The organism is Vitreoscilla sp. C1, assembly GCF_002951955.2.
Classification (GTDB): Bacteria; Pseudomonadota; Gammaproteobacteria; order Burkholderiales; family Neisseriaceae; genus Vitreoscilla; species Vitreoscilla stercoraria.
Genome location: NZ_CP019644.2, coordinates 576,411 through 596,572, shown reverse-complemented (window position 1 = coordinate 596,572; position 20,162 = coordinate 576,411). Strand labels below are relative to the sequence as shown.

Sequence of the window (20,162 nt, the reverse complement as noted above, 5' to 3'; positions counted from 1 at the left end):
CCTCTACATTTGAAATACATACAATATTATGGATTTTTTCTATTTCATCATCGATTTCATTTTGCACATTGATGAACACTTAACCCAACTGAGCGCACAATATGGCGTGTGGATTTACGCCATATTGTTCGCGATTATTTTTTGTGAAACTGGCTTGGTAGTCATGCCTTTATTGCCAGGTGATTCATTGTTATTTGCCGCAGGCAGCATTGCGGCCATTGGTGGCATGAACATTCATTTGATGGTTTTATTGCTGATTATTGCTGCGATTTTGGGCGATGCGGTCAATTTCACCATCGGCAAATATTTTGGTGAAAAGCTGTTTTCCAATCCCAATTCCAAGATATTCAAACAATCTCACTTACAAAAAACCCAAGATTTTTACACCAAACATGGCGGCAAAACCATCATCATTGCCCGCTTTATGCCGATTGTGCGAACTTTTGCACCATTTGTAGCTGGCATGGGTCGCATGCATTATGGACAATTTTTCTTGTACAACGTCATTGGTGCGGTGTTGTGGGTAGTGGGTTTTTCTTATTTGGGTTATTTCTTTGGCAATATGCAAATCGTTAAAGACAATTTAAGCTTGGTTTTGATTGCCATTATTGTGTTGTCTGTTTTGCCTGCAGTGATTGAAATTGTCCGTCACAAAATGGCTGCCAAAAAAGAAACCGCATGAACCAACGCATCCATACCTTACCCGACCACCTCATCAACCAAATTGCCGCAGGCGAAGTGGTCGAGCGTCCTGCAAACGCGCTCAAAGAGTTGTTAGAAAATGCGTTGGATGCTGGTGCTACGCGCGTGGACATTGCTTTGCAGCAAGGCGGCATCAAACACATTCGTTTGACTGACAATGGCAATGGCATCGCTCACGAAGATTTGGCTTTGGCTTTGCACCGCCACGCCACCAGCAAGATTCGCTCTTTGCAAGACTTGGAAAATGTTTCGAGCATGGGTTTTCGGGGCGAAGGTTTGGCGAGTATTGCCGCCATCAGCCGCTTAACATTGACCAGCAAAACTGCGGATGCGCCGCACGCCATGAGCGTCACCGCCATCGATGGCGTCTTACATGCCCCAACGGCTGCCGCTCACGGCCTAGGCACCACGGTGGAAGTGGCAGACATTTATTTCAACACGCCTGCGCGACGCAAATTTCTAAAATCTGACCAAACCGAATGGGCGCATTGTTTGACCGCCATCGAACGCATTGCTTTGAGCCGTCCTGATGTCGCATTTTATATTTCACACAATCAAAAAACCGTACACCAATTGCCTGCACAAACCTTGCTTGAACGCATAGGCGCTATCGTTGGCAACGATTTTCAGGACGCTTGTTTGCCCGTACAAGGCGACAATGGCTTGATGCATTTATCAGGCTTTATCGGCAAACCCACTTACAGCAAAGGCAAAAGCGACAAACAATTTGTGTTTGTGAATGGGCGTTTTGTGCGCGATAAAATCGTTTTGCATGCAGTCAAACAAGCATATCAAGATGTGTTACATGTAGCTTTGACGCCTGCTTTTGTGTTAAACGTCAACGTGCCTGCGCATGAGGTGGATGTCAATGTGCATCCAACCAAATCCGAAGTGCGTTTTCGTGACAGCCAATCGGTACATCGTTTGGTGTTTCATGCTTTACACCAAGCACTGTCCAAAACCGATGCACGCCACACAGATTCAGTCAGCAATGCTGGTGAAGTTTTACAACAACAAGTCCAAAAAACTGCTGCTGCGCCCACTCAAAACAGCTTGCCATGGCGTGATACGTCGGCTTTCGAACGCCACACATCACCAGCATACAACAGCCAAGACCATCACCCCACTCGTTCACAAACGCCGTTTCAATACGCTAGCAACACCTCTTCCAAACCATTGAGCGCGCATGAAAGCAGACAGGCTTTACAAACGTATGCCACCTTGTACGACAAGCCTTTGCACCCAGCTGCCGCCACTCAAGCGCATACCAGCGCATCAACCTCAACCCATACCAACCATTCACACGATTTGAATATGGATTTGGCAGTCGACGATGAGGTGGAAAATCCATTAGGTTATGCTTTGGCGCAATTGTTGGGCATTTATATTTTGGCGCAAACGGCCGATGGTTTGATTTTGGTAGACATGCATGCCGCGCATGAACGGGTGACTTACGAAAAACTCAAAAGCCAACATGAAAGCGGCAATGTCGCCACACAAGCGTTGCTGATTGCGCAAGACTTTCGCGCAAGCGCGTTGGAAATGGCCACATTAAACGGTTTTCAGAACGCCTTACAACAATGGGGATTGAGCTTGAAAGCCGTTGCTGAACACACGATTGCCATTGAATCCGTGCCTGCATTACTGGCCAAAAGTGATGTCGAAAAACTCAGTCGTAATGTGTTGGCAGAATTGGCACAAGTAGGCAGCAGCGACACCTTACAAGCCAGCCAAAACCATATCTTAGCCACGATGGCGTGTCATGGCTCGGTGCGAGCAGGACGCAGTTTGACTTTACCTGAAATGAACGCATTGCTGCGTGACATGGAACAAACCCCTCGCGCCAACCAATGCAATCATGGCAGACCAACTTGGGTCAAACTCAAACTTAACGATTTGGATGCTTTGTTTTTGCGTGGTCAATGAATCATCCTGATTGACCCAATCAAGCGTCCTGTAAAAAGTTACAGGACGCTTGATTGGATACCATCATCAAAATTCTCAGACAACACATCAATGGTCTGGATTGTATCAACTTGAAATACCAGCGCAGAGCTGATGGCGCAGGTACCAAACAACTGAATGCAGTTAATCACCACCTCACTTGGCTGGCAAATCCAAACGCCAAGGCGAGCCCTGCCAAGGTATGATGCGACCATCGTGGCTGATAAGCGCCAAAGTCAGCCATTTGCTTTGACCTACCTGAAACCAAAATGCCTGATGGTTGGCCATACAAGGACCGTGAGACAATTTCAATTTGGTATGCCCATTGATGAGCGTAGGCTGCAACAACCACGTTTTGGCATCTCGCATGTCAGCATCATCAGCTGCGGTTACCATCACCAAATAATTTTCAGGTGCCACTGTCACATCCAATCCCAAAGTCACATGTCCCACCTGTCCCCATGGCGATTGATGCACTTGCACCGCATCCAAAACGGGCTTTTGTCGCCACTTCAACTCGGTATTGGGTTGAGAAACACCAACCTGAAACGAATTGTTCAACGCCACCATGTCCGTATATTCAGCGGTGATTTGCTTGGAAGTCACGGTATACGTTCGACCAGCAACATAAGGGCGATTGGGCACCAATGCCACCCATTGTGGCAACCAATGCACGGTTTGGGTCATGGTATCGCTCTTACCATGTTGGCTTTGTAGCCATACTGGCGCGTAAGGTGCGGATTCGACTCGATTCAACCATACCACCGAATGCGGCTGCATGGTTTGGGTGTGAACCACAGAAAATGGTGCAGAAGGCAAACAGCTCAAAGCCTGCGCCTGAGCCATCCAAATACCCAATACCCCCACAAGCCAACCTTTCATAATCGCACTCCTGTTTTCATGATCCACGTATTGCAAATGTTTACAGGCCGCTTGCCATCACACACATGTGCTAATAAAGCCGCACATCAAGGTGCCAAACGTACTTTCGTCCACTGTCCATCGTCTTGCAAACGGTATTGCACTCGGTCATGCAAACGACTTGGGCGACCTTGCCAAAACTCCACACAATCAGGAATCACCACAAAACCACCCCAATGCGGCGGACGAGGTACATTTAACGGATGTTTCAAACCGATGGCAGTGGCACGTTTCATCAAATGGGTTTTGTTCGGAATCACTTGGCTTTGTTCACTCGCCCAAGCACCAATACGGCTGGCGTATGGGCGCGAAGCAAAATATTCATCCGATGCCGCTTCATCCAATTTAACGACTTTGCCTTCCACCCGCACTTGACGCTCCAATTCTGGCCAAAAAAACGTCACCGCCGCGAATGGATGTGCTTGCAAAGCCTGACCTTTGCGACTGTCGTAATTGGTAAAAAACACCAAACCGTCATCACTCAATTCTTTGAGCAACACAATGCGCGCATTCGGACGCCCGTTTGCATCGACTGCCGCCACATTCATCGCTGTCGGTTCATTGACTTTGGCATGCAAAGCCGCCTCCAGCCAAGTTTTGAGCTGCGTCAAAGGAAGTTCAGCGCAATCATTCAATTCTAAACTTTCTTTGGCATAATCTTGTCTGATGACATGTAAATCCATTCTCAACCCCCAATCAAAGCAAACGCCTCGATAAATCCAATTTAATTAAGTTATTAAACAACCCATTAATATGTCGTTTTGACGCAAAATGCGTTAAAATACGACCCAAGCTTTTCAAAAGGATGCATTTTGCCATGCAATTGACTGCAATCGGTTTGAACCATCAGACAGCCCCATTGAGCATACGCGAACGCTTGGCGTTTGCGGCACAATCGTTGCCTGACGCAGTGAAACAAATTGTACAAAACCGTGCGGCGCGCGAAGCAGTGATTTTATCCACTTGCAACCGCACCGAGCTTTATTGCGTCGGCAAAGCCAATGACATCGTCCACTGGTTGGCAGACTACCACAGCTTGCCTGAAAACGACATCCGCCCTTATTTATACACCTTAGACAGCGACGAAACCATCCGCCACGCTTTTCGCGTTTCTTGCGGCTTGGATTCTATGGTTTTGGGTGAACCACAAATTTTAGGACAACTTAAAGATGCCGTGCGTGTGGCACAAGAACAAGCCAGCATCGACACCACACTGAACAATCTGTTTCAAAAAACATTTTCCGTCGCCAAAGAAGTGCGCAGCAATACTGCCGTCGGCGACAGCTCTGTGTCTATGGCGGCTGCATCGGTCAAAATGGCTGAACAAATTTTTCCTAAAATTGCCGATTTGAATGTGTTGTTCATTGGCGCAGGCGAGATGATTGAATTGGTAGCGACTTATTTTGCTGCCAAAAGCCCGAAAAAAATCACCGTTGCCAACCGTACTTTAGAGCGCGCCCGCCAATTGTGTTCACAATTGGGCGGCAATACCGATGCATCTTTATTGACCGATTTACCCAATATCATTCATCAATACGATGTGGTGGTGTCTTCTACTGCCAGCCCATTGCCGATAGTCGGCAAAGGCATGATTGAATGCGCCCTGAAACAACGTCGCCGCCATCCGATGTTCTTATTAGACTTGGCGGTGCCTCGCGACATTGAAGCGCAAGTGGCAGACATCAACGATGCTTATTTGTATACCGTCGATGACATGATGCAAGTGGTACAAATGGGCAAAGAAGCCCGCCAAGAAGCCGCCGCAGAAGCAGAATCCATCATCGAAAACCGTGTAAACGAATTTTTATTGTGGCAACGCTCACGCCAAGTCATTCCGACCATCAAGGCTTTGCGTGAAGCGGCAGATGTGCAGCGTCAGCAAGCTTTGAATACCGCGTTGAAGCAATTGGGCAAAGGCGTGTCTGCCGAAGAAGTTTTAGAAAAATTGTCTTTGCAATTGACCAACAAGCTTTTGCATGCGCCCACTGTCGCTTTACACCAAATCAACCAACATCCGCATTTGTCTGAAGCGGTCTCCGAAATTTACCGTTTACCTGAACATTTGTAGCGCTGTTTTTCACACAAGCAAGATGTGTCCATCGGACGCATCTTGCTTGTTTGCATTGTACACACGCTATTTTGAATCGCTCTTTAGAAAGTTGACATGAAAGAATCCTTGTTACAAAAACTGCACCAATTGGCAGACCGTTTAGAAGAAGTGACACATTTATTGGCCAGTGAAAACGCCACTGCCAATATGGATGAATACCGTAAGCTGAACAAAGAATATGCAGAATTGACGCCATTGGTAGAAACTTACCAAGCTTACGAGCAAGCCAAACAAGACAAAATCGATGCTGAAGACATGTTATCTGACCCTGACATGAAAGAATTTGCAGCTGAAGAAATTCAGGCCGCCAATGACAAAATCGAGCAATTGGATTTGGCTTTGCAAAAATTGCTTTTACCTAAAGACCAAGATGATGACAAAAACGTCTTCATCGAAGTGCGTGCAGGCACAGGCGGCGACGAAGCGGCTTTGTTTGCAGGTGATTTGCTGCGCATGTATGTGCGTTATGCCGAGCGTCAAGGCTGGCAAACGGAAATGGTATCTGAAAGCGAATCGGATTTGGGCGGCTACAAAGAAGCGATTGTGCGCATCATTGGTACAGGCGTTTACAGCCAATTGAAATTTGAATCGGGCGCGCACCGTGTGCAACGTGTGCCTGCCACCGAAAGCCAAGGTCGAGTACACACTTCCGCTTGTACGGTGGCGGTGATGGCGGAAGCAGATGAACTCGAAGAAATCACCATCAATGCCGCCGACATTCGCATTGACACCTTCCGTGCTTCAGGCGCAGGTGGTCAACACATCAACAAAACCGACTCAGCGATTCGCATTACCCACTTTCCAACAGGCTTGGTGGTGGAGTGCCAAGACGGTCGTTCGCAACACAGCAACAAAGCGCAAGCGATGAAAGTCTTGGCCGCACGTTTGAACGATTTGCAACGCCGTGAAGCACACGACAAAGAAGCGGCTGAACGCAAGAGTTTGGTCGGCAGTGGCGACCGCTCAGAGCGCATTCGCACTTACAACTACCCTCAAGGTCGTGTGACCGACCATCGCATCAACCTGACTTTGTACAAATTGGATTTCATCATGGATGGCGATTTGAGCGAAATCACCAGTGCTTTGGTCACCGAACACCAAGCAGAATTGTTAGCGTCTATCAGCGACGATTAAAAAGATTCAAATCAAATCAAAGACTTTGCCAAGCGTCCTGTAAATCGGCTACAGGACGCTTTTTGTCTGCCTCACAATTGCAGTAAGATAAAACCCAATCCCACTTCAAAGTTTGATTCTCAGAACTTTGTGCAAGAACACTGTCATACATTCTCAATATCCTCGTATGACATTCACAAACAGGAGTACCACATGGCCCATTATGCTATTGGCGATGTACAAGGTTGTTACACACAATTGATGAAATTGTTGTCTAAAATTGCCTTCAATTTTGGCAGCGACACCTTATGGTTGACAGGCGATTTGGTCAATCGCGGTCCCAAATCTTTAGAAGTTTTGCGCTTTGCCAAAGAACATGATTATTGTGTGCAAACCGTTTTGGGCAATCATGATTTGCATTTGCTGGCGGTGGCACATGGTCATGCTGAAGCCAAAAAAGGCGATACTTTAAGCCCGATTTTAAAAGCCACAGACAAAGATGTGTTGCTCGATTGGCTGCGTGCGCAACCATTGCTGGTCCAACACAAACAACATGTGATGGTGCATGCAGGCTTGCTGCCGCACTGGGACATTGATATGGCAAAGCAATATGCCGAACAAGTGCAAAACGTGCTCACATCAGAGCGTTTGGATTGGTTTTTACAAAACATGTATGGCAACAAACCGATTAAAGACCATGGCGAAATGACCGAATTAGAACGTTTGCGCTTTACTTTGAATGTGATGACGCGGATGCGCGTGATCAATCAACAACACGAGTTGGATTTGGATTTCAAAGGTGAAGTGTCTGATATGCCTGAAAATTTATTGCCTTGGTTCAAAGCCAAAAATCCAGCATGGAACGACCATACCATTGTATTTGGACATTGGTCAGCTTTGGGCTTGCATATAGATGACCATGTAATTGGTTTGGACACGGGTGCCATTTGGGGGCGCACCTTGACTGCCATCAATTTGTCCGACCACCAACGCATTACCCAAGTAGATGCCTCCCATTGAATTGATTTGAGAAAGTGTGTTGATGAGTGCTGAGTCTTTACAAGAATCGTTTGCGGCAATCCATGCTGCCAGTCGCCGCCACATCATTGTCGATTGGGCAACGCGCCAACACCGTTTGCAGCAATTATTGTTATTGCTCAAAGAACAGCAACACGCCATAACAGCAGCCATTGCTGAAGATTTTGGGCAACGCAACCCAATTGAAACCTCGGTATTGGAACTGATTCCAAGCACACAAGCCATCCAACATGCTTTGAAACATGGCAAAAAATGGATGCGCAAGCGGCCTGTAAAAACTTCGTGGTTGTTTTTGCCTGCATCCAATCATGTCTTGCCACAGCCGAAAGGCGTGATTGGTATTGTGGTGCCGTGGAATTATCCTTTGTTTTTGACCATCGGTCCTTTGGTCGATGCTTTGGTCGCCGGCAATCGAGCGATGATTAAATTGTCTGAACACGCACCTGTCTTTGCGGCATTGATGGCACGCATCATACCTTTGTATTTTCAAGACGACGAAGTGAACATGGTCACAGGCGGCGCAGAGGTCGCAGCGGCATTTTGCGCCTTGCCATTTGACCATTTGCTGTTCACCGGCTCAACGGCTATCGGTAAACATGTGATGCAAGCAGCAGCGCCAAATTTAACCCCTGTAACCTTAGAATTGGGCGGCAAATCACCTGTTCTGATTCACGATGTGCGCCATTTACAGCAAGCTGTTGCACGCATTATGTATGGGAAAATGGTCAATGCAGGGCAAACTTGTATTGCGCCAGACTATTTGCTCATCCACCATACTTTACTCGATGATTTTGTCGCAGCGGCACAAGCTTGGTTTGCGAAGACCTATCCAAAATGGGAACAAAATTCCGACTTCACGCACATCATCAACACCCAACAAAACCAACGCTTGCAAGCTTATTTGGATGAAGCCCAAATCCAAGGCGCGCGCATCATGGCATTGGCACCTGCCAAAGAAGGCTTAATAGCACCAAGTTTGGTCATCGATGCACCCAATCATTGCGCTTTGATGCAAGAAGAGATTTTTGGTCCCATTTTGCCGATTGTCACCACCGCATCATTGGACGACAGCATTCATTACATCAACGCCCGCCCTCGCCCTTTGGCCTGTTATGTGTTCAGCCAAGACTCAGCCGTACAAGAACGCTGTTTGCAAGAAATTGTGGCAGGCGGCATGTGTATCAATGAAGTGTTGCTGCATGTGGCGCAAGACGGTTTGCCTTTTGGCGGCATTGGTCCATCGGGCATGGGCGCGTATCATGGCAAAACAGGATTTGACAGCTTGTCACATCTGAAAGCGGTATTGGTACAAAAACGCTTCAATACCATGGGTTTGATGGGGCCACCTTATGGTGTCGTGATTCGCAGTTTGTTGAAAATTTTAAAACCTTAAAGCGATAAGCAATCAAGCGTCCTGTAAAGGTTTACAGGACGCTTGATTGTTACCAAATTGAACCATCACAACACGCCCAATCTTCTCTCACTAAAACCATTTGCAAGACAATTTCAAAACCATCAACCACCCATTTATAACACTTTTTCAAAATACACCCGATTAAAACCCTCTTCGCTGCGCCTATCCACTTCCACATAACCGATTTTTGGATACATCGCCGAATTGTTCGTCATTTTCTCATTGGTGTACAAACACACTTTGTGGATGCCCCAAGATTGCGCCGTTTGTTCACAAAACGCCACCAATGCCTTACCCACGCCTTGCCCTTGAGCAGCTTGGATAACCGCCACGCTTTCCAATAATACCGCTTCATCTTGTTGGAAAAACACAATATAACCGCATAAAATCCCATCCTCATTCTCAGCCACATACACACATTTTGCCGCAATTTGTGCCGCAAAATCTGCCAACATGGGCGCAGGTTTTCGCCCTATGGCTACAATATAAGGCGAATAAGCAGCAATTGCACAAGCTTCAATCGCAGCAACATCGGTCTGTTGTGCCAATCTAATGTTCATATTTTCCCTTTTGCCAACCACAAAAAAGCGTCCTGTAAAGTTACAGGACGCTTGATTTTAATACAATTTAAACCGTAGCCGCTTCTTGATTGGCCACTTCTGTAATCGCCTGACCTAAAGTCGAGAAGATGCGTTCAATTTCCGCTTCATTGACAATCAATGGCGGAGAGAATGCCAAAGTTTCGCCCGTCAAGCGCATCAACACACCCGCTTCCCAACATTTTTGTTGTACTAAGCCTGCACGTTTGCCCAAGCCTGCGCTGCTTGTTTCCAACTCCACGCCAGCGACCAAACCGATATTGCGGATGTCTTTGACAAATGGTGTGCCTTGTAAACTGTGCGCTGCTTGCTCAAACACAGGTGACAATTGCGCTGCGCGCTCAAACAAACCTTCATCGCGGTAAACGTCTAAAGTCGCAATCATTGCGGCACAAGCCAAAGGATGCGCTGAATAAGTATAGCCATGTGCAAACTCAATGGTTTTCTCAGACGCGGCATCCACCACCGTATTGTAAATGCCATTACCCACCAACACCGCACCCATCGGCACCACACCGTTGGTGATGCCTTTGGCACAATTTAAAATATCAGGTGTCACGCCCATCGTGTTGGTCGCCCAATCGCCGCCTGTGCGACCAAAACCCGTAATCACTTCATCAAAAATCAACAAAATGCCATGTTTGGTACAAATGTCACGAATGCGTTGCAAATAACCTTGTGGTGGCAAAATCACGCCCGCAGAACCTGCCATAGGCTCAATAATCACGGCTGCGATGGTTTTAGGATCGTGCAAAGTGAAAATACGATTTTCCAATTCATCCGCCCACTCCGCGCCATATGCAGGCAAACCTTTGGTAAAACCATTGCGCTCAATGTCCAAAGTGTGGCGCAAATGATCGACAAACGGCAACAAATGGTTGAACGCTTTGCGGTTAAAACCAATACCGCCAACAGAAGTACCACCGAAATTCACACCATGATAGCCTTTTTCACGACCGATGAATTTGATGCGACCTGTTTCACCGCGCGCAGCATGGTAAGCCAAGGCGATTTTCAAAGACGTGTCTGCAGACTCAGAACCTGAATTGGTGAAAAAGACTTTATCAAAACCTTTAGGTGCCATCTCAACCAAACGCTCAGCGGCCTTAAAACCAATGTCATGAGACATATTGAAAAATGGTGCATAATCCAATTTTTTTGCTTGTTCTGTCACCGCATTGATGATGCGCTCATTACCATGACCTGCATTGACACACCATAAACTGGCACTGGCATCCAAAATTTGGCGGCCTGTATTGTCGGTAAAGTACATGCCTTGCGCGGCAGTGATAATGCGAGGATTGGCTTTAAAGCTCTCATTGGCACTAAAAGGCATCCACATTGCATCTAAATTCATGGCGTTTCTCTTTTCTGTCTTTGTGGGGGATTACATTCAAATGAAGTGCTCACTCTATGCATTTGCAGCCTAAAAAAACAGTGACACTTTTGACAATTTTAGACTTACTGTATAGGTCTGTTTTCCTATACAGTTAAGATATTTTCATTCACCTGAATCCTGCCCAACCATGACCACTTTAGTAGACGAATTGATTCGAACCATACGTGCACAAATTGAGCGAGGACAATTGCCTCATGGCAGCAAATTGCCATCCATACGCCAAGCAGCCAAATTGCATCAAGTCAGCACGTTTACCGTTGCCGAAGCATATTCACGCTTGAATACACAAGGCTGTATTCAATCTGAAGCTGGTCGTGGATTTTTTGTCAGCCAAGCCAAAACCACGCCTTTACACATTCGCACACCCCGCCAACCATTGAATCCAGAATGGTTATTGCAAGGCATTTACCAAAGCGATGATGCCATGTTGCAAGCGGGCTGCGGTTGGCTGCCAGATGATTGGTATGATCCAGAATTGGCCAGCGCTGCTTTGCGCAAATTGGCACGTTCACCATTACAGTTAAACCAATACGGTCAACCGCAAGGCTTATTGCCATTGCGCCAATTGCTCAGCCAACGCTGGGCAGCACACCATCTGCCGCTGGATGACCAACAAGTGTTGTTAACCCAAGGCGCTAGCCAAGCTTTAGACATCATCACCGCCACATATTGCCAAGCAGGCGACACTGTTTTTATCGACAGCCCCGGCTATACCAATTTGCTCACACGTTTGCGCAGCAAACAATTGAACATTGTGGGCGTGCCTTGGCGTGAAGATGGTCCTGATGTGGTGCAATTGGCGCAATTATTACAGCAATATCAGCCCAAATTGATGTTTACCAATCCCGTTTTACAAAATCCCACAGGCGCGTCATACAGTCTTGCCACTGCGCATCAAGTGTTGCAATTGCTCAAGCAGGCCGATTGCTTGTTGGTTGAAAGCCAAGTGTCGTTTTGGCTCGCCCACAATCCACCGCCACCTTTGAGCGCATTGGACAATATTCAAAACAGCATTTTGATAGGCAGTTTTACCAAACATTTGTCACCTGCTTTGCGTGTCGGTTATGTGTTTGCCACAGAAGGCCGCATCCAAGCTTTGATGCAACAAAAAATGCTGGCGGGATTAACAACATCCGTCATCAGCGAACATTTGGCTTTGTTGATGTGGCAAGACTTGCGCAGTCACAAACAATTAAGTTCGTGGCGCAGCCGTTTAAGCCAAGCACAACACCAAATACAACAATTATTAGAAAGCTTGGGTTGGGAAGTATTTGCTCATGCCAGCAGCGGCTTGTTCGTTTTTGCCAAACACCCGTTGATTGACGATGCCTATCAATTTGCTCAAGACCATTACCAAGACAATCTCACCTTTGCACCGGGCATGTTGTTTGCCATAGACCAATGGCAAAGCCATCCGTGGTTTCGTTTTAATGTGGCTTTTTGCCAAGAGCACGCATTTGCACAATGGCTAGAGCAAGCCACCAAAGATTTAAATCAACAAGTGTCCTGTAAACTGCCGTCAGCCTAGTGGTTGTTTTTAAATTATAAGAGCATAATGTCGCTCTGTTTTTATTCTGATAACATGCGAATATGAATCAAATTTTCAATATCATTGCACCTATTTTAATCTTAATAGGTTTGGGTTTTGTCTGTGTGCGTTATGAATGGCTCAAACGTGAACACATTCAAGGCATGGGTGTTTTTGTCTTGAAAGTGGCTTTGCCTTTGTTGATTGTGAATGCGTTGATGCAAAAAGATTTTGCCGAAATTTGGCAAACCCAATATCTGATTGCTTATGGCATCGGCTCTTTGGTGGCGGCATTCACCGCTTTGTGGCTCTACCATATTCGTTTACAAGAAGCTTTGCCGCAAGCGGCGATTATGGCGATGGGTGCGTCTATGTCCAATACAGGCTTTATTGGTTATGGTGTTTTAAGCATGCTCATTGGCCCGCAAGCGGCAGTGTATTTTTCCATGAATTTGCTGATTGAAAACTTATTAATCATCCCTTTGGTCTTGACCTTAGCCGAATGGGGAAAACAGCAAAACAGCACGGCTTCTATGAGCAAAATCGCTTTGCAAACTTTCAAAAGCGTCATCAAAAATCCATTAGTCATTGGTTTGGTGATAGGTTTGCTGTTATCAGGCTTCAAAATCAGCGTCGGTGCCCCAATAGAACGGGTATTAAACCTCATCAGCATGTGCGCTTCACCGATTGCATTATTGGTCATTGGTGGTTCATTGGCAGGCACATCCATACAGGCCGCTGGCAAACATGCTTTATTCATCAGCGCAATCAAATTGGTGTTGATGCCGGCGACCGTTTGGTTGGTGTTTCAATTTTTACCCAATGTCAGCGCCGAAATGGAAATGGCAGGCGTGTTGCTTGCATCGATTTCAATGGCAACGGTTTTCAGTTTGTTTGGACAGCAATATGGCATTGGTCCACGCAGCGCGGCGGTTTTACTATTGACCACTTTGATGATGTTTGTGAGCTTGTCTGTGGTCTTGATTTTATACCCTTCTTAACGCTGCCTACTCAATGTGAATAAGCATAAAACTAAGTAAAACCAAACATTGCCTTGATAAAATAGAAAAAACAAATGTTATCATATTGTTGTCTGTCACCACCCAGATGCAGCTTTGTACATTCGCAATTTTTGACTGCATCTTTTTAGGAGTACCCATATGAATCTCTTGTTCAAACGAAGCCTGCAAATTTGTGCTGCTATGGCAGTTTTGAGCACGACCGCATGCGTGATAGATCCTTATTATTCTGGTGTGGATTACGACTACACTGGCACCACAGTACACCCTATCAATACGGTAAGCACCCAAACCGTTTATACCCATTCTGCTGCCGCCTTGACCACAGGTTTTTTGATTGGCAACGCTTATTACTGGAACGACCGCTATTATCCAGTGAATTATTACACCAATAATAACCGCCGTTATTACCGCCCTGATTTTAACCGCCCTTCGATGTACCATCCCAATGCGCGTTACCGCAATTTGAATGCGGCACAAATGAATCATTGGAAACACAATCAAACCTCGTCTTTTGATCCCCAATATCGCCCAACGCCACCGCACATACAACGTCCAAATCAAAACAGACCCAACGTACGCCCAAACAATGGTCGCCCCAATACACAACAAGTAAGACCCAATCAACCACAGGTCAATCAGCAACGACCACAAGTGAATCAAAATCGACCACAGCTCACTCGACCAACCGTCCAACAGCGTCCGAATGCCCAACAAAATCGACCTGCGCCACAAAAAATGGGGCCTAATTTGAATGCGGCGCAACGCCAAGAAATCATGCGCCAAACGCAGCAAAATCGTCAAATACAATACCAACAAAATCGCCAAGCGCGTGAATTTCAAAATCGGCGCATGAACGAACGTTGATGCCCATTCCATCAAATAACAAGCGTCCTGCAAATGTTACAGGACGCTTGTCTTGTATCATTTACTACCATTTGCATTTATTAAGAAAGAAGCTTTCATGTCTATCCTTGCCCGAGGCATTTACCGCCATTACAAAGGTCAATTGTACGAAGTTTTAGATTGTGCCCGTCACAGCGAAACCGAAGAAATACTCGTGGTATACCGTGCTTTGTATGGTGATTATGGTTTGTGGGTGCGACCTTTCAAGATGTTTACCGAATCGGTTGAACACCACCATCAAATCGTTCCACGTTTTGCCTTAGAAACCGCTTTTTAAATGCCTTAAACACAAAAAAGCCCGCATTCACGCGGGCTTTTGTTTAAAACCATCACTTTAGCTGCCTTTTTTGATGTCTTGCCACAAGCGCACAGCCAATTTCAAACTGTCAGGATTCATTGGAATCATCACAAAACCATTTTGCAAATCTTGTTCTGTTGGGAAAATAGAACGGTTATCAGCATATTCTTTTTCCATCAAATCTTTCGCACCTTTGCTCGCAGGCGCATAAGTCACAAAATTGCCATTTTTAGCCGCTACTTTGGCATCCAAAGTAGAATTGATGTATTTGTAAGCATTGGCCACATTCGCCGCATCTTTTGGAATCATCCAAGAGTCAATCCACACACCAAAGCCTTCTTTAGGCACCAACACATCAATGTTCACATTGCTGCCGACTTCTTTGGCACGGCGTGCAGCGATGTTCAAATCACCACCGTAACCCAACACCACACACAAATCACCACGCGCCATGTCATCAATATAGCCTGACGAACTGAAACGGCGGATGTTCGGACGAGCCTTCATCAACACTTCTTGCGCGGCTTTCAAATCTTCCGCTTTGTCACTGTGTGGGTCTTTACCCATATAGTTCAAAACCATTGGGAATACTTCAGCAGCGCTGTCCAAAATGCTGACGCCACAAGACTTCAATTTGCTCGAATATTCAGGCTTGAACAACAAATCCCATTGATTGTCAGGCAATGGACCGCCCAAAGCCGCTTCTACTTTGTCTTTGTTAATCGCCAAAGTATTGATGCCCCAGAAATAAGGCACGGCATATTCATTGCCAGGATCGACTTCATTCAACAATTTCAACAAAGATGGGTCAATATTATTGTAATTAGGGATTTGGCTCTTATCCAATTTCAAATAAGCGCCCGCTTTAATTTGGCGGCCTGCAAATGAATTGCTTGGTGCCACCAAATCGTAACCTGATTTGCCGGTCAATACTTTGGCTTCCAATGCTTCGTTGCTGTCATACACATCGTAAGTGACTTTTACGCTGTTGGCAGCTTCAAATTCTTTGATGGTTTCTGGGTCAACATAATCAGACCAATTGTAAATTTTCAAATCACCTGTTGCCGCTGCCACAGGTGCGGCTGCTGCACCACTACTGGCCGCTGGAGCATTGTTTGTTTCAGATGGCGCCGTTTGTGTTGCATTGCTATTACCGCCACCACATGCCGCTAAAAACATAACCACAATTGAAGATGCCAGAAGTGTTTTTTTCATAATTGTATTCCATAAAGTTGACTGACCTTCACCCACGTTGGAATGTATGTAATGACGTGGGTCAAGCCTATAAAGTTTGACTGATTTATGACGGTAAACTTGCCGACCATTAAACTTCGTTTTTTCTAAGCTGACAAGTCATTTCTGCGTTTTTCACCATCTCCGTGGCTTTATCATGACGCGCTTCCAAAAAAATCCATAGCCAGTTCAATCCAAACAACAATTTATACAATCAGCTGATTAAGCCACTCTATTCAAATATTCAACCACACACGCCACACCTCCAATCAGCCACAACACCACACTTCATCGACCATCACATTCATCCTCATCGCCCATTTCCCTGATTTAAAAACCATCAAAATCCATCAATCAATACCATTGCCATAAGCTCTCACACATGCGGGCAAGCTGTGGCAATTTGGGCTACAATAACGGTCTGTAAAAATAGGATATGCAACATGTTGGTTTTGGGAATTGAATCTTCTTGTGATGAAACTGGCGTCGCTTTGTATGACACCGAACGTGGCTTGATTGGCAACCAATTGCACACGCAAATGGCGATGCATGCCGAATACGGCGGCGTGGTGCCTGAATTGGCTAGTCGTGACCACATCCACCGTTTGGTGCCATTGACGCAAGCGTGTTTGGCAGAAGCAAATGTCAACATTGCCGACATCGATGCCATCGCTTACACACAAGGTCCCGGCTTGGGTGGCGCTTTGCTCACAGGCACCAGTTTTGCCAATGCGTTGGCTTTTGCCAATGACAAACCTGTGATTGCGGTACACCATTTGGAAGGTCATTTATTGTCACCGATGTTGGCCGATGACAAACCTGAATTTCCATTTGTCGCTTTATTGGTTTCAGGCGGTCACACGCAAATCATGGCGGTGACCAATGTCGGACAATATCAATTGCTAGGCGAAAGCATTGACGATGCTGCAGGTGAAGCATTCGACAAAACCGCCAAACTGCTCGGATTGCCATACCCAGGTGGTGCCAAATTATCGCAATTGGCCAAAGAAGGTGTTACAGGACGCTTTGAATTTCCTCGTCCGATGTTGCATTCACACGATTTGAATATGAGTTTTTCTGGTTTGAAAACATCTGTTTTGACCACGGTAAACAAAATCAAAGCCGAACAAGGCGAAATTGATGAACAAACCCGCAAAGACATTTGTTTGGCGTTTCAGGACGCTGTGGTCGATGTATTAACACGCAAAGTACAAGACGCTTTGAAACAAACAGGCTTCAATACTTTGGTCGTTGCCGGTGGCGTCGGTGCCAATTGGAAATTGCGTGAACATTTAAAACAATTGCCTGCCAAGGTGTTTTTCCCGCCTTTGGCTTTGTGTACCGACAATGGCGCGATGATTGCGTTTGCAGGGGCGATGAATTTGCACAAAGCGCAAACGGTTGGCGGCTTTGATGTCAAACCGCGCTGGCCATTGATTGCCACACGTTAAGCGCACATCAAAAGCGTCCTGTAAAAGTTTACAGGACGCTTATATTATAGCCATTCAATACAATTACAACACCGCCAACGCCGCAGCGTAATCTGGCTCTTCTTTGATTTCAGGCACCAATTGCGCATGAATGACTTGGTTGTTTTCATCCAACACCACCACCGCACGAGCGCACAAACCTTTCAAAGGACCTTCTGCCAAGTCAACACCGTAATCGCTTTGGAACGAGGCGCTGCGGAAAGTCGACAAATTCACCACATTGTCCAAACCTTCAGCACCACAAAAACGCGCTTGCGCAAACGGTAAATCAGCAGAAATACACAATACCACTGCATTGTCCAAAGCACTCGCTTCTTGATTGAATTTGCGAACGGAATTGGCGCACACAGGCGTGTCCACGCTTGGGAAAATGTTCAAAATTTTGCGTTTGCCTGCAAAATCTGCCAAAGCCTTATCGCTCAAATCCGCTGCGGTCAGCTGAAAATCCGTTGCCGCTTGACCCACTTGTGCAAACTCACCGTTCAATTGTACTGCGCTACCTTGTAAATTCACTGTTGCCATGTATTTGCTCCCATGTGTGGTGATAAAAAGCTGTTTGTTGCTGCTTGCCAAACAGTCATCGACACATCTTACAACAAGAATGCTTGTCAGTGTGCAGAACCAATTTCAAAAGTCAACGTGGCATAAGCCGCCAATTTTTGACATTCACTTAAATTGGCATAATCGGCTTTGTGCACTACTTTCGCCTTCCAATGCCCTTCACGCAAAGGAATGATGTGTGTGATGCCTTGAGCATCGGTTTGATCCGAAAATGCTTGTGCACCCAAAGCATGGCTTTTATCGTTAGAATCTCTTGGGCTAAAACCATCGAACGTCGCCACCAAAGTCGCGCCCGCCAATGGCTCACCTTTGAACAACACTTGCACCGGCATTTTTTCACCCACATGCACTTTGGCAGGATTGAGTAAAGGCACAATCTCCAGCATTTGCCCTACAGGACGGCTGATAACAGCATTGTCGGTCACGCCATGACCGATATTCAAAACAGCCTTACCATACATCGCCGATTGTTCACAATAATGGGCATCTCTCATTTGCAACAAAGATTGCTGCTTCCAACCTTGTTGGTTTTCCGACCAAAATGTCGGCTGATACGTCGCCAACAACAAATACGAGCCTTCTTTTAATGGTTTTTTGCTGACATATTGATAATTTTTACCCTGTTGCTTCAGCGTTTGTTTGCCTTCACGTCCAACCAATTCCATGGCTTTGAAAATCGCCAAACGCTCCGCCACAATCGGCTCTTGCTTGGGAAAATGTCCATAACCAATCGCCGCTTGCAACATTTCGCCGCCATGTGTGTGTTTGGCTGCTGCCCACATTTCATGTGCCGATGCCGCTTGTGCTGCGACCAAACCCAATACCACCCAAACTGCTGTTTTCTTCATTCATGACTCCCAATGTTTTGAATCGAATTTGCTTGCTGTTAATTTATGTTATGTTATAACATTTCAATTGTAAAGCCTGATTATCGATTCTCTCCATGATTAAGACCATTTCAATTGGCAATGAAAGACCTATAAATGAATATTTTTAAACGTTGGATTCTTATACTTATGCTGGCTTTCATGCCTGTGATGGTTTGGGCTCAAAAACCCATTGCGATTGTGACCAGTTTCAGTATTTTGCAAGACATCACGCAGCAATTAGGTGGCAATCGGGTTCAGGTCACCACGCTGATAAGTCCCAATACCGATGCCCATACTTATCAATTGCGTGCGCAAGACATGCAAAAGATTCAGGCCGCTCAATTGATTGTGCTCAATGGTTTGAGTTTTGAGCGCGCAGACATTCGCCGAGCTACTCAAAACAGTGGTAAAAAAATCGTTCACGCTGCTGCTGGTTTACCTGCATTGCCTATGGCAGAACACGAACACCATGCAAGTCACGAACACGGTGCATTCGACCCACACGTTTGGCATGACCCGATTTTGATGCAAACTTACAGCCGCAATATCAGCCAAGCATTGATACAAATAGACCCGCAAAGCAAAGCGTATTACCAACAGCGTTTGCAACAATACCAAAGCCAATTGCAGCAATTGCACACTTGGGCAGCGCAACAGTTTCAAAACATTCCACAGGCACAACGCAAAGCTTTGACGGCACATGAGTCGTTTGCTTATTTGGGCAAGCGCTACCACATTCATTTTTATGCACCGCAAGGCATTTCTACCCATGATGCCGCCAGTGCAGCCAGCGTGGCGGCACTCATCCAACAAATCAAACGGGACAAAATCAAGGCGGTGTTTGTGGAAAATATGGTCAATCCCAAACTGGTGCAGCAAATTGCCAAAGAAACCCATACACGCCAAAGCGGCGTATTGTATGCCGATGCTTTGAGCCAGCAAGCGCCTGCCAATACTTATTTGGGATTGATGCGCCACAATATTCAAGCACTGGCAAACGCGATGCGTTAAAAAGCGT

At 46.1% G+C, this 20,162-nt stretch carries 20 protein-coding genes; 12 read left to right on the top strand and 8 right to left on the bottom strand.

Going from position 1 to position 20,162, the window contains the following annotated elements; genetic code table 11:
- Positions 1 to 28 precede the first annotated feature (28 nt).
- A complete protein-coding gene (locus ADP71_RS02970; protein WP_104931468.1) occupies positions 29 to 682 on the top strand; it encodes a DedA family protein in 654 nt (217 codons plus the stop codon).
- Positions 679 to 2,628 (top strand): DNA mismatch repair endonuclease MutL, encoded by a 1,950-nt coding sequence (gene mutL / locus ADP71_RS02965; protein ID WP_104931467.1) that lies wholly within the window; start codon positions 679 to 681, stop codon positions 2,626 to 2,628. The genes ADP71_RS02970 and mutL overlap by 4 nt, the downstream gene beginning before the upstream one ends.
- A 174-nt stretch (positions 2,629 to 2,802) precedes the next feature.
- On the opposite strand, the gene ADP71_RS02960 is transcribed toward mutL, so the two are convergent.
- The gene (locus ADP71_RS02960; protein ID WP_019957471.1) at positions 2,803 to 3,528 is read right to left on the bottom strand and encodes a hypothetical protein; all 726 of its coding nucleotides are present in this window, start codon (positions 3,526 to 3,528) and stop codon (positions 2,803 to 2,805) included.
- Between the two features lie 86 nt (positions 3,529 to 3,614).
- Positions 3,615 to 4,250, bottom strand: coding sequence for a pyridoxamine 5'-phosphate oxidase (gene pdxH, locus ADP71_RS02955; protein WP_104931465.1), 636 nt, complete (start codon positions 4,248 to 4,250; stop codon positions 3,615 to 3,617).
- A 134-nt stretch (positions 4,251 to 4,384) separates the two neighbouring features.
- On the opposite strand from pdxH, the gene hemA reads away from it, so the two are divergent.
- Both hemA and prfA read left to right on the top strand, forming a co-directional pair.
- The gene (hemA, locus tag ADP71_RS02950; protein ID WP_104931464.1) at positions 4,385 to 5,635 is read left to right on the top strand and encodes a glutamyl-tRNA reductase; all 1,251 of its coding nucleotides are present in this window, start codon (positions 4,385 to 4,387) and stop codon (positions 5,633 to 5,635) included.
- A gap of 96 nt (positions 5,636 to 5,731) precedes the next feature.
- Positions 5,732 to 6,811 (top strand): peptide chain release factor 1, encoded by a 1,080-nt coding sequence (gene prfA / locus ADP71_RS02945; protein WP_104931463.1) that lies wholly within the window; start codon positions 5,732 to 5,734, stop codon positions 6,809 to 6,811.
- Between the two features lie 16 nt (positions 6,812 to 6,827).
- Here prfA and ADP71_RS13110 read toward each other — a convergent pair whose 3' ends face one another.
- A complete protein-coding gene (locus ADP71_RS13110; RefSeq protein WP_257793068.1) occupies positions 6,828 to 6,962 on the bottom strand; it encodes a hypothetical protein in 135 nt (44 codons plus the stop codon).
- 41 nt (positions 6,963 to 7,003) lie between these two features.
- Here ADP71_RS13110 and ADP71_RS02940 point away from each other — a divergent pair, with 41 nt between their 5' ends.
- The gene (locus ADP71_RS02940) at positions 7,004 to 7,810 is read left to right on the top strand and encodes a symmetrical bis(5'-nucleosyl)-tetraphosphatase (protein ID WP_019957467.1); all 807 of its coding nucleotides are present in this window, start codon (positions 7,004 to 7,006) and stop codon (positions 7,808 to 7,810) included.
- A gap of 22 nt (positions 7,811 to 7,832) precedes the next feature.
- Complete coding sequence (locus ADP71_RS02935) at positions 7,833 to 9,221, top strand: coniferyl aldehyde dehydrogenase (protein WP_171460878.1); 1,389 nt, start codon at positions 7,833 to 7,835, stop codon at positions 9,219 to 9,221.
- Positions 9,222 to 9,355: 134 nt separating this feature from the next.
- Here the strand turns inward: ADP71_RS02935 and ADP71_RS02930 are convergent, their stop codons facing one another.
- On the bottom strand, positions 9,356 to 9,802 hold the full coding sequence (locus ADP71_RS02930; RefSeq protein WP_019957465.1) for a GNAT family N-acetyltransferase: 447 nt from the start codon (positions 9,800 to 9,802) through the stop codon (positions 9,356 to 9,358).
- Positions 9,803 to 9,869: 67 nt separating this feature from the next.
- A complete protein-coding gene (locus ADP71_RS02925) occupies positions 9,870 to 11,198 on the bottom strand; it encodes an aspartate aminotransferase family protein (RefSeq protein ID WP_104931461.1) in 1,329 nt (442 codons plus the stop codon).
- 169 nt (positions 11,199 to 11,367) lie between these two features.
- On the opposite strand from ADP71_RS02925, the gene ADP71_RS02920 reads away from it, so the two are divergent.
- The 4 genes from ADP71_RS02920 to ADP71_RS02905 all read left to right on the top strand — a co-directional run bounded on the left by ADP71_RS02920 (position 11,368) and on the right by ADP71_RS02905 (position 14,970).
- On the top strand, positions 11,368 to 12,768 hold the full coding sequence (locus ADP71_RS02920) for an aminotransferase-like domain-containing protein (RefSeq protein ID WP_171460877.1): 1,401 nt from the start codon (positions 11,368 to 11,370) through the stop codon (positions 12,766 to 12,768).
- Positions 12,769 to 12,830: 62 nt separating this feature from the next.
- Positions 12,831 to 13,769, top strand: a complete 939-nt coding sequence (locus ADP71_RS02915; protein WP_104931458.1) for an AEC family transporter — start codon at positions 12,831 to 12,833, stop codon at positions 13,767 to 13,769.
- Positions 13,770 to 13,928: 159 nt separating this feature from the next.
- Complete coding sequence (locus ADP71_RS02910) at positions 13,929 to 14,654, top strand: hypothetical protein (RefSeq protein ID WP_104931457.1); 726 nt, start codon at positions 13,929 to 13,931, stop codon at positions 14,652 to 14,654.
- Between the two features lie 97 nt (positions 14,655 to 14,751).
- Positions 14,752 to 14,970 (top strand): DUF1653 domain-containing protein, encoded by a 219-nt coding sequence (locus ADP71_RS02905; protein WP_019957460.1) that lies wholly within the window; start codon positions 14,752 to 14,754, stop codon positions 14,968 to 14,970.
- A 57-nt stretch (positions 14,971 to 15,027) separates the two neighbouring features.
- Here ADP71_RS02905 and ADP71_RS02900 read toward each other — a convergent pair whose 3' ends face one another.
- Entirely contained in the window at positions 15,028 to 16,206 is a 1,179-nt protein-coding gene (locus ADP71_RS02900) for a polyamine ABC transporter substrate-binding protein (protein ID WP_019957459.1), read from the bottom strand.
- 461 nt (positions 16,207 to 16,667) lie between these two features.
- Between ADP71_RS02900 and tsaD the strand changes: the two genes are divergently transcribed.
- A complete protein-coding gene (gene tsaD, locus ADP71_RS02895; protein WP_019957458.1) occupies positions 16,668 to 17,675 on the top strand; it encodes a tRNA (adenosine(37)-N6)-threonylcarbamoyltransferase complex transferase subunit TsaD in 1,008 nt (335 codons plus the stop codon).
- A gap of 63 nt (positions 17,676 to 17,738) precedes the next feature.
- Here the strand turns inward: tsaD and tpx are convergent, their stop codons facing one another.
- Positions 17,739 to 18,236 carry a thiol peroxidase gene (gene tpx, locus ADP71_RS02890; RefSeq protein ID WP_019957457.1) on the bottom strand — a complete coding sequence of 166 codons (498 nt, stop codon included), beginning with the start codon at positions 18,234 to 18,236 and terminating at the stop codon, positions 17,739 to 17,741.
- An 86-nt stretch (positions 18,237 to 18,322) separates the two neighbouring features.
- Complete coding sequence (locus ADP71_RS02885; protein ID WP_019957456.1) at positions 18,323 to 19,123, bottom strand: DUF4198 domain-containing protein; 801 nt, start codon at positions 19,121 to 19,123, stop codon at positions 18,323 to 18,325.
- A 168-nt stretch (positions 19,124 to 19,291) separates the two neighbouring features.
- Between ADP71_RS02885 and ADP71_RS02880 the strand changes: the two genes are divergently transcribed.
- Positions 19,292 to 20,155 (top strand): metal ABC transporter solute-binding protein, Zn/Mn family, encoded by an 864-nt coding sequence (locus ADP71_RS02880; RefSeq protein WP_019957455.1) that lies wholly within the window; start codon positions 19,292 to 19,294, stop codon positions 20,153 to 20,155.
- Positions 20,156 to 20,162 lie beyond the last annotated feature (7 nt).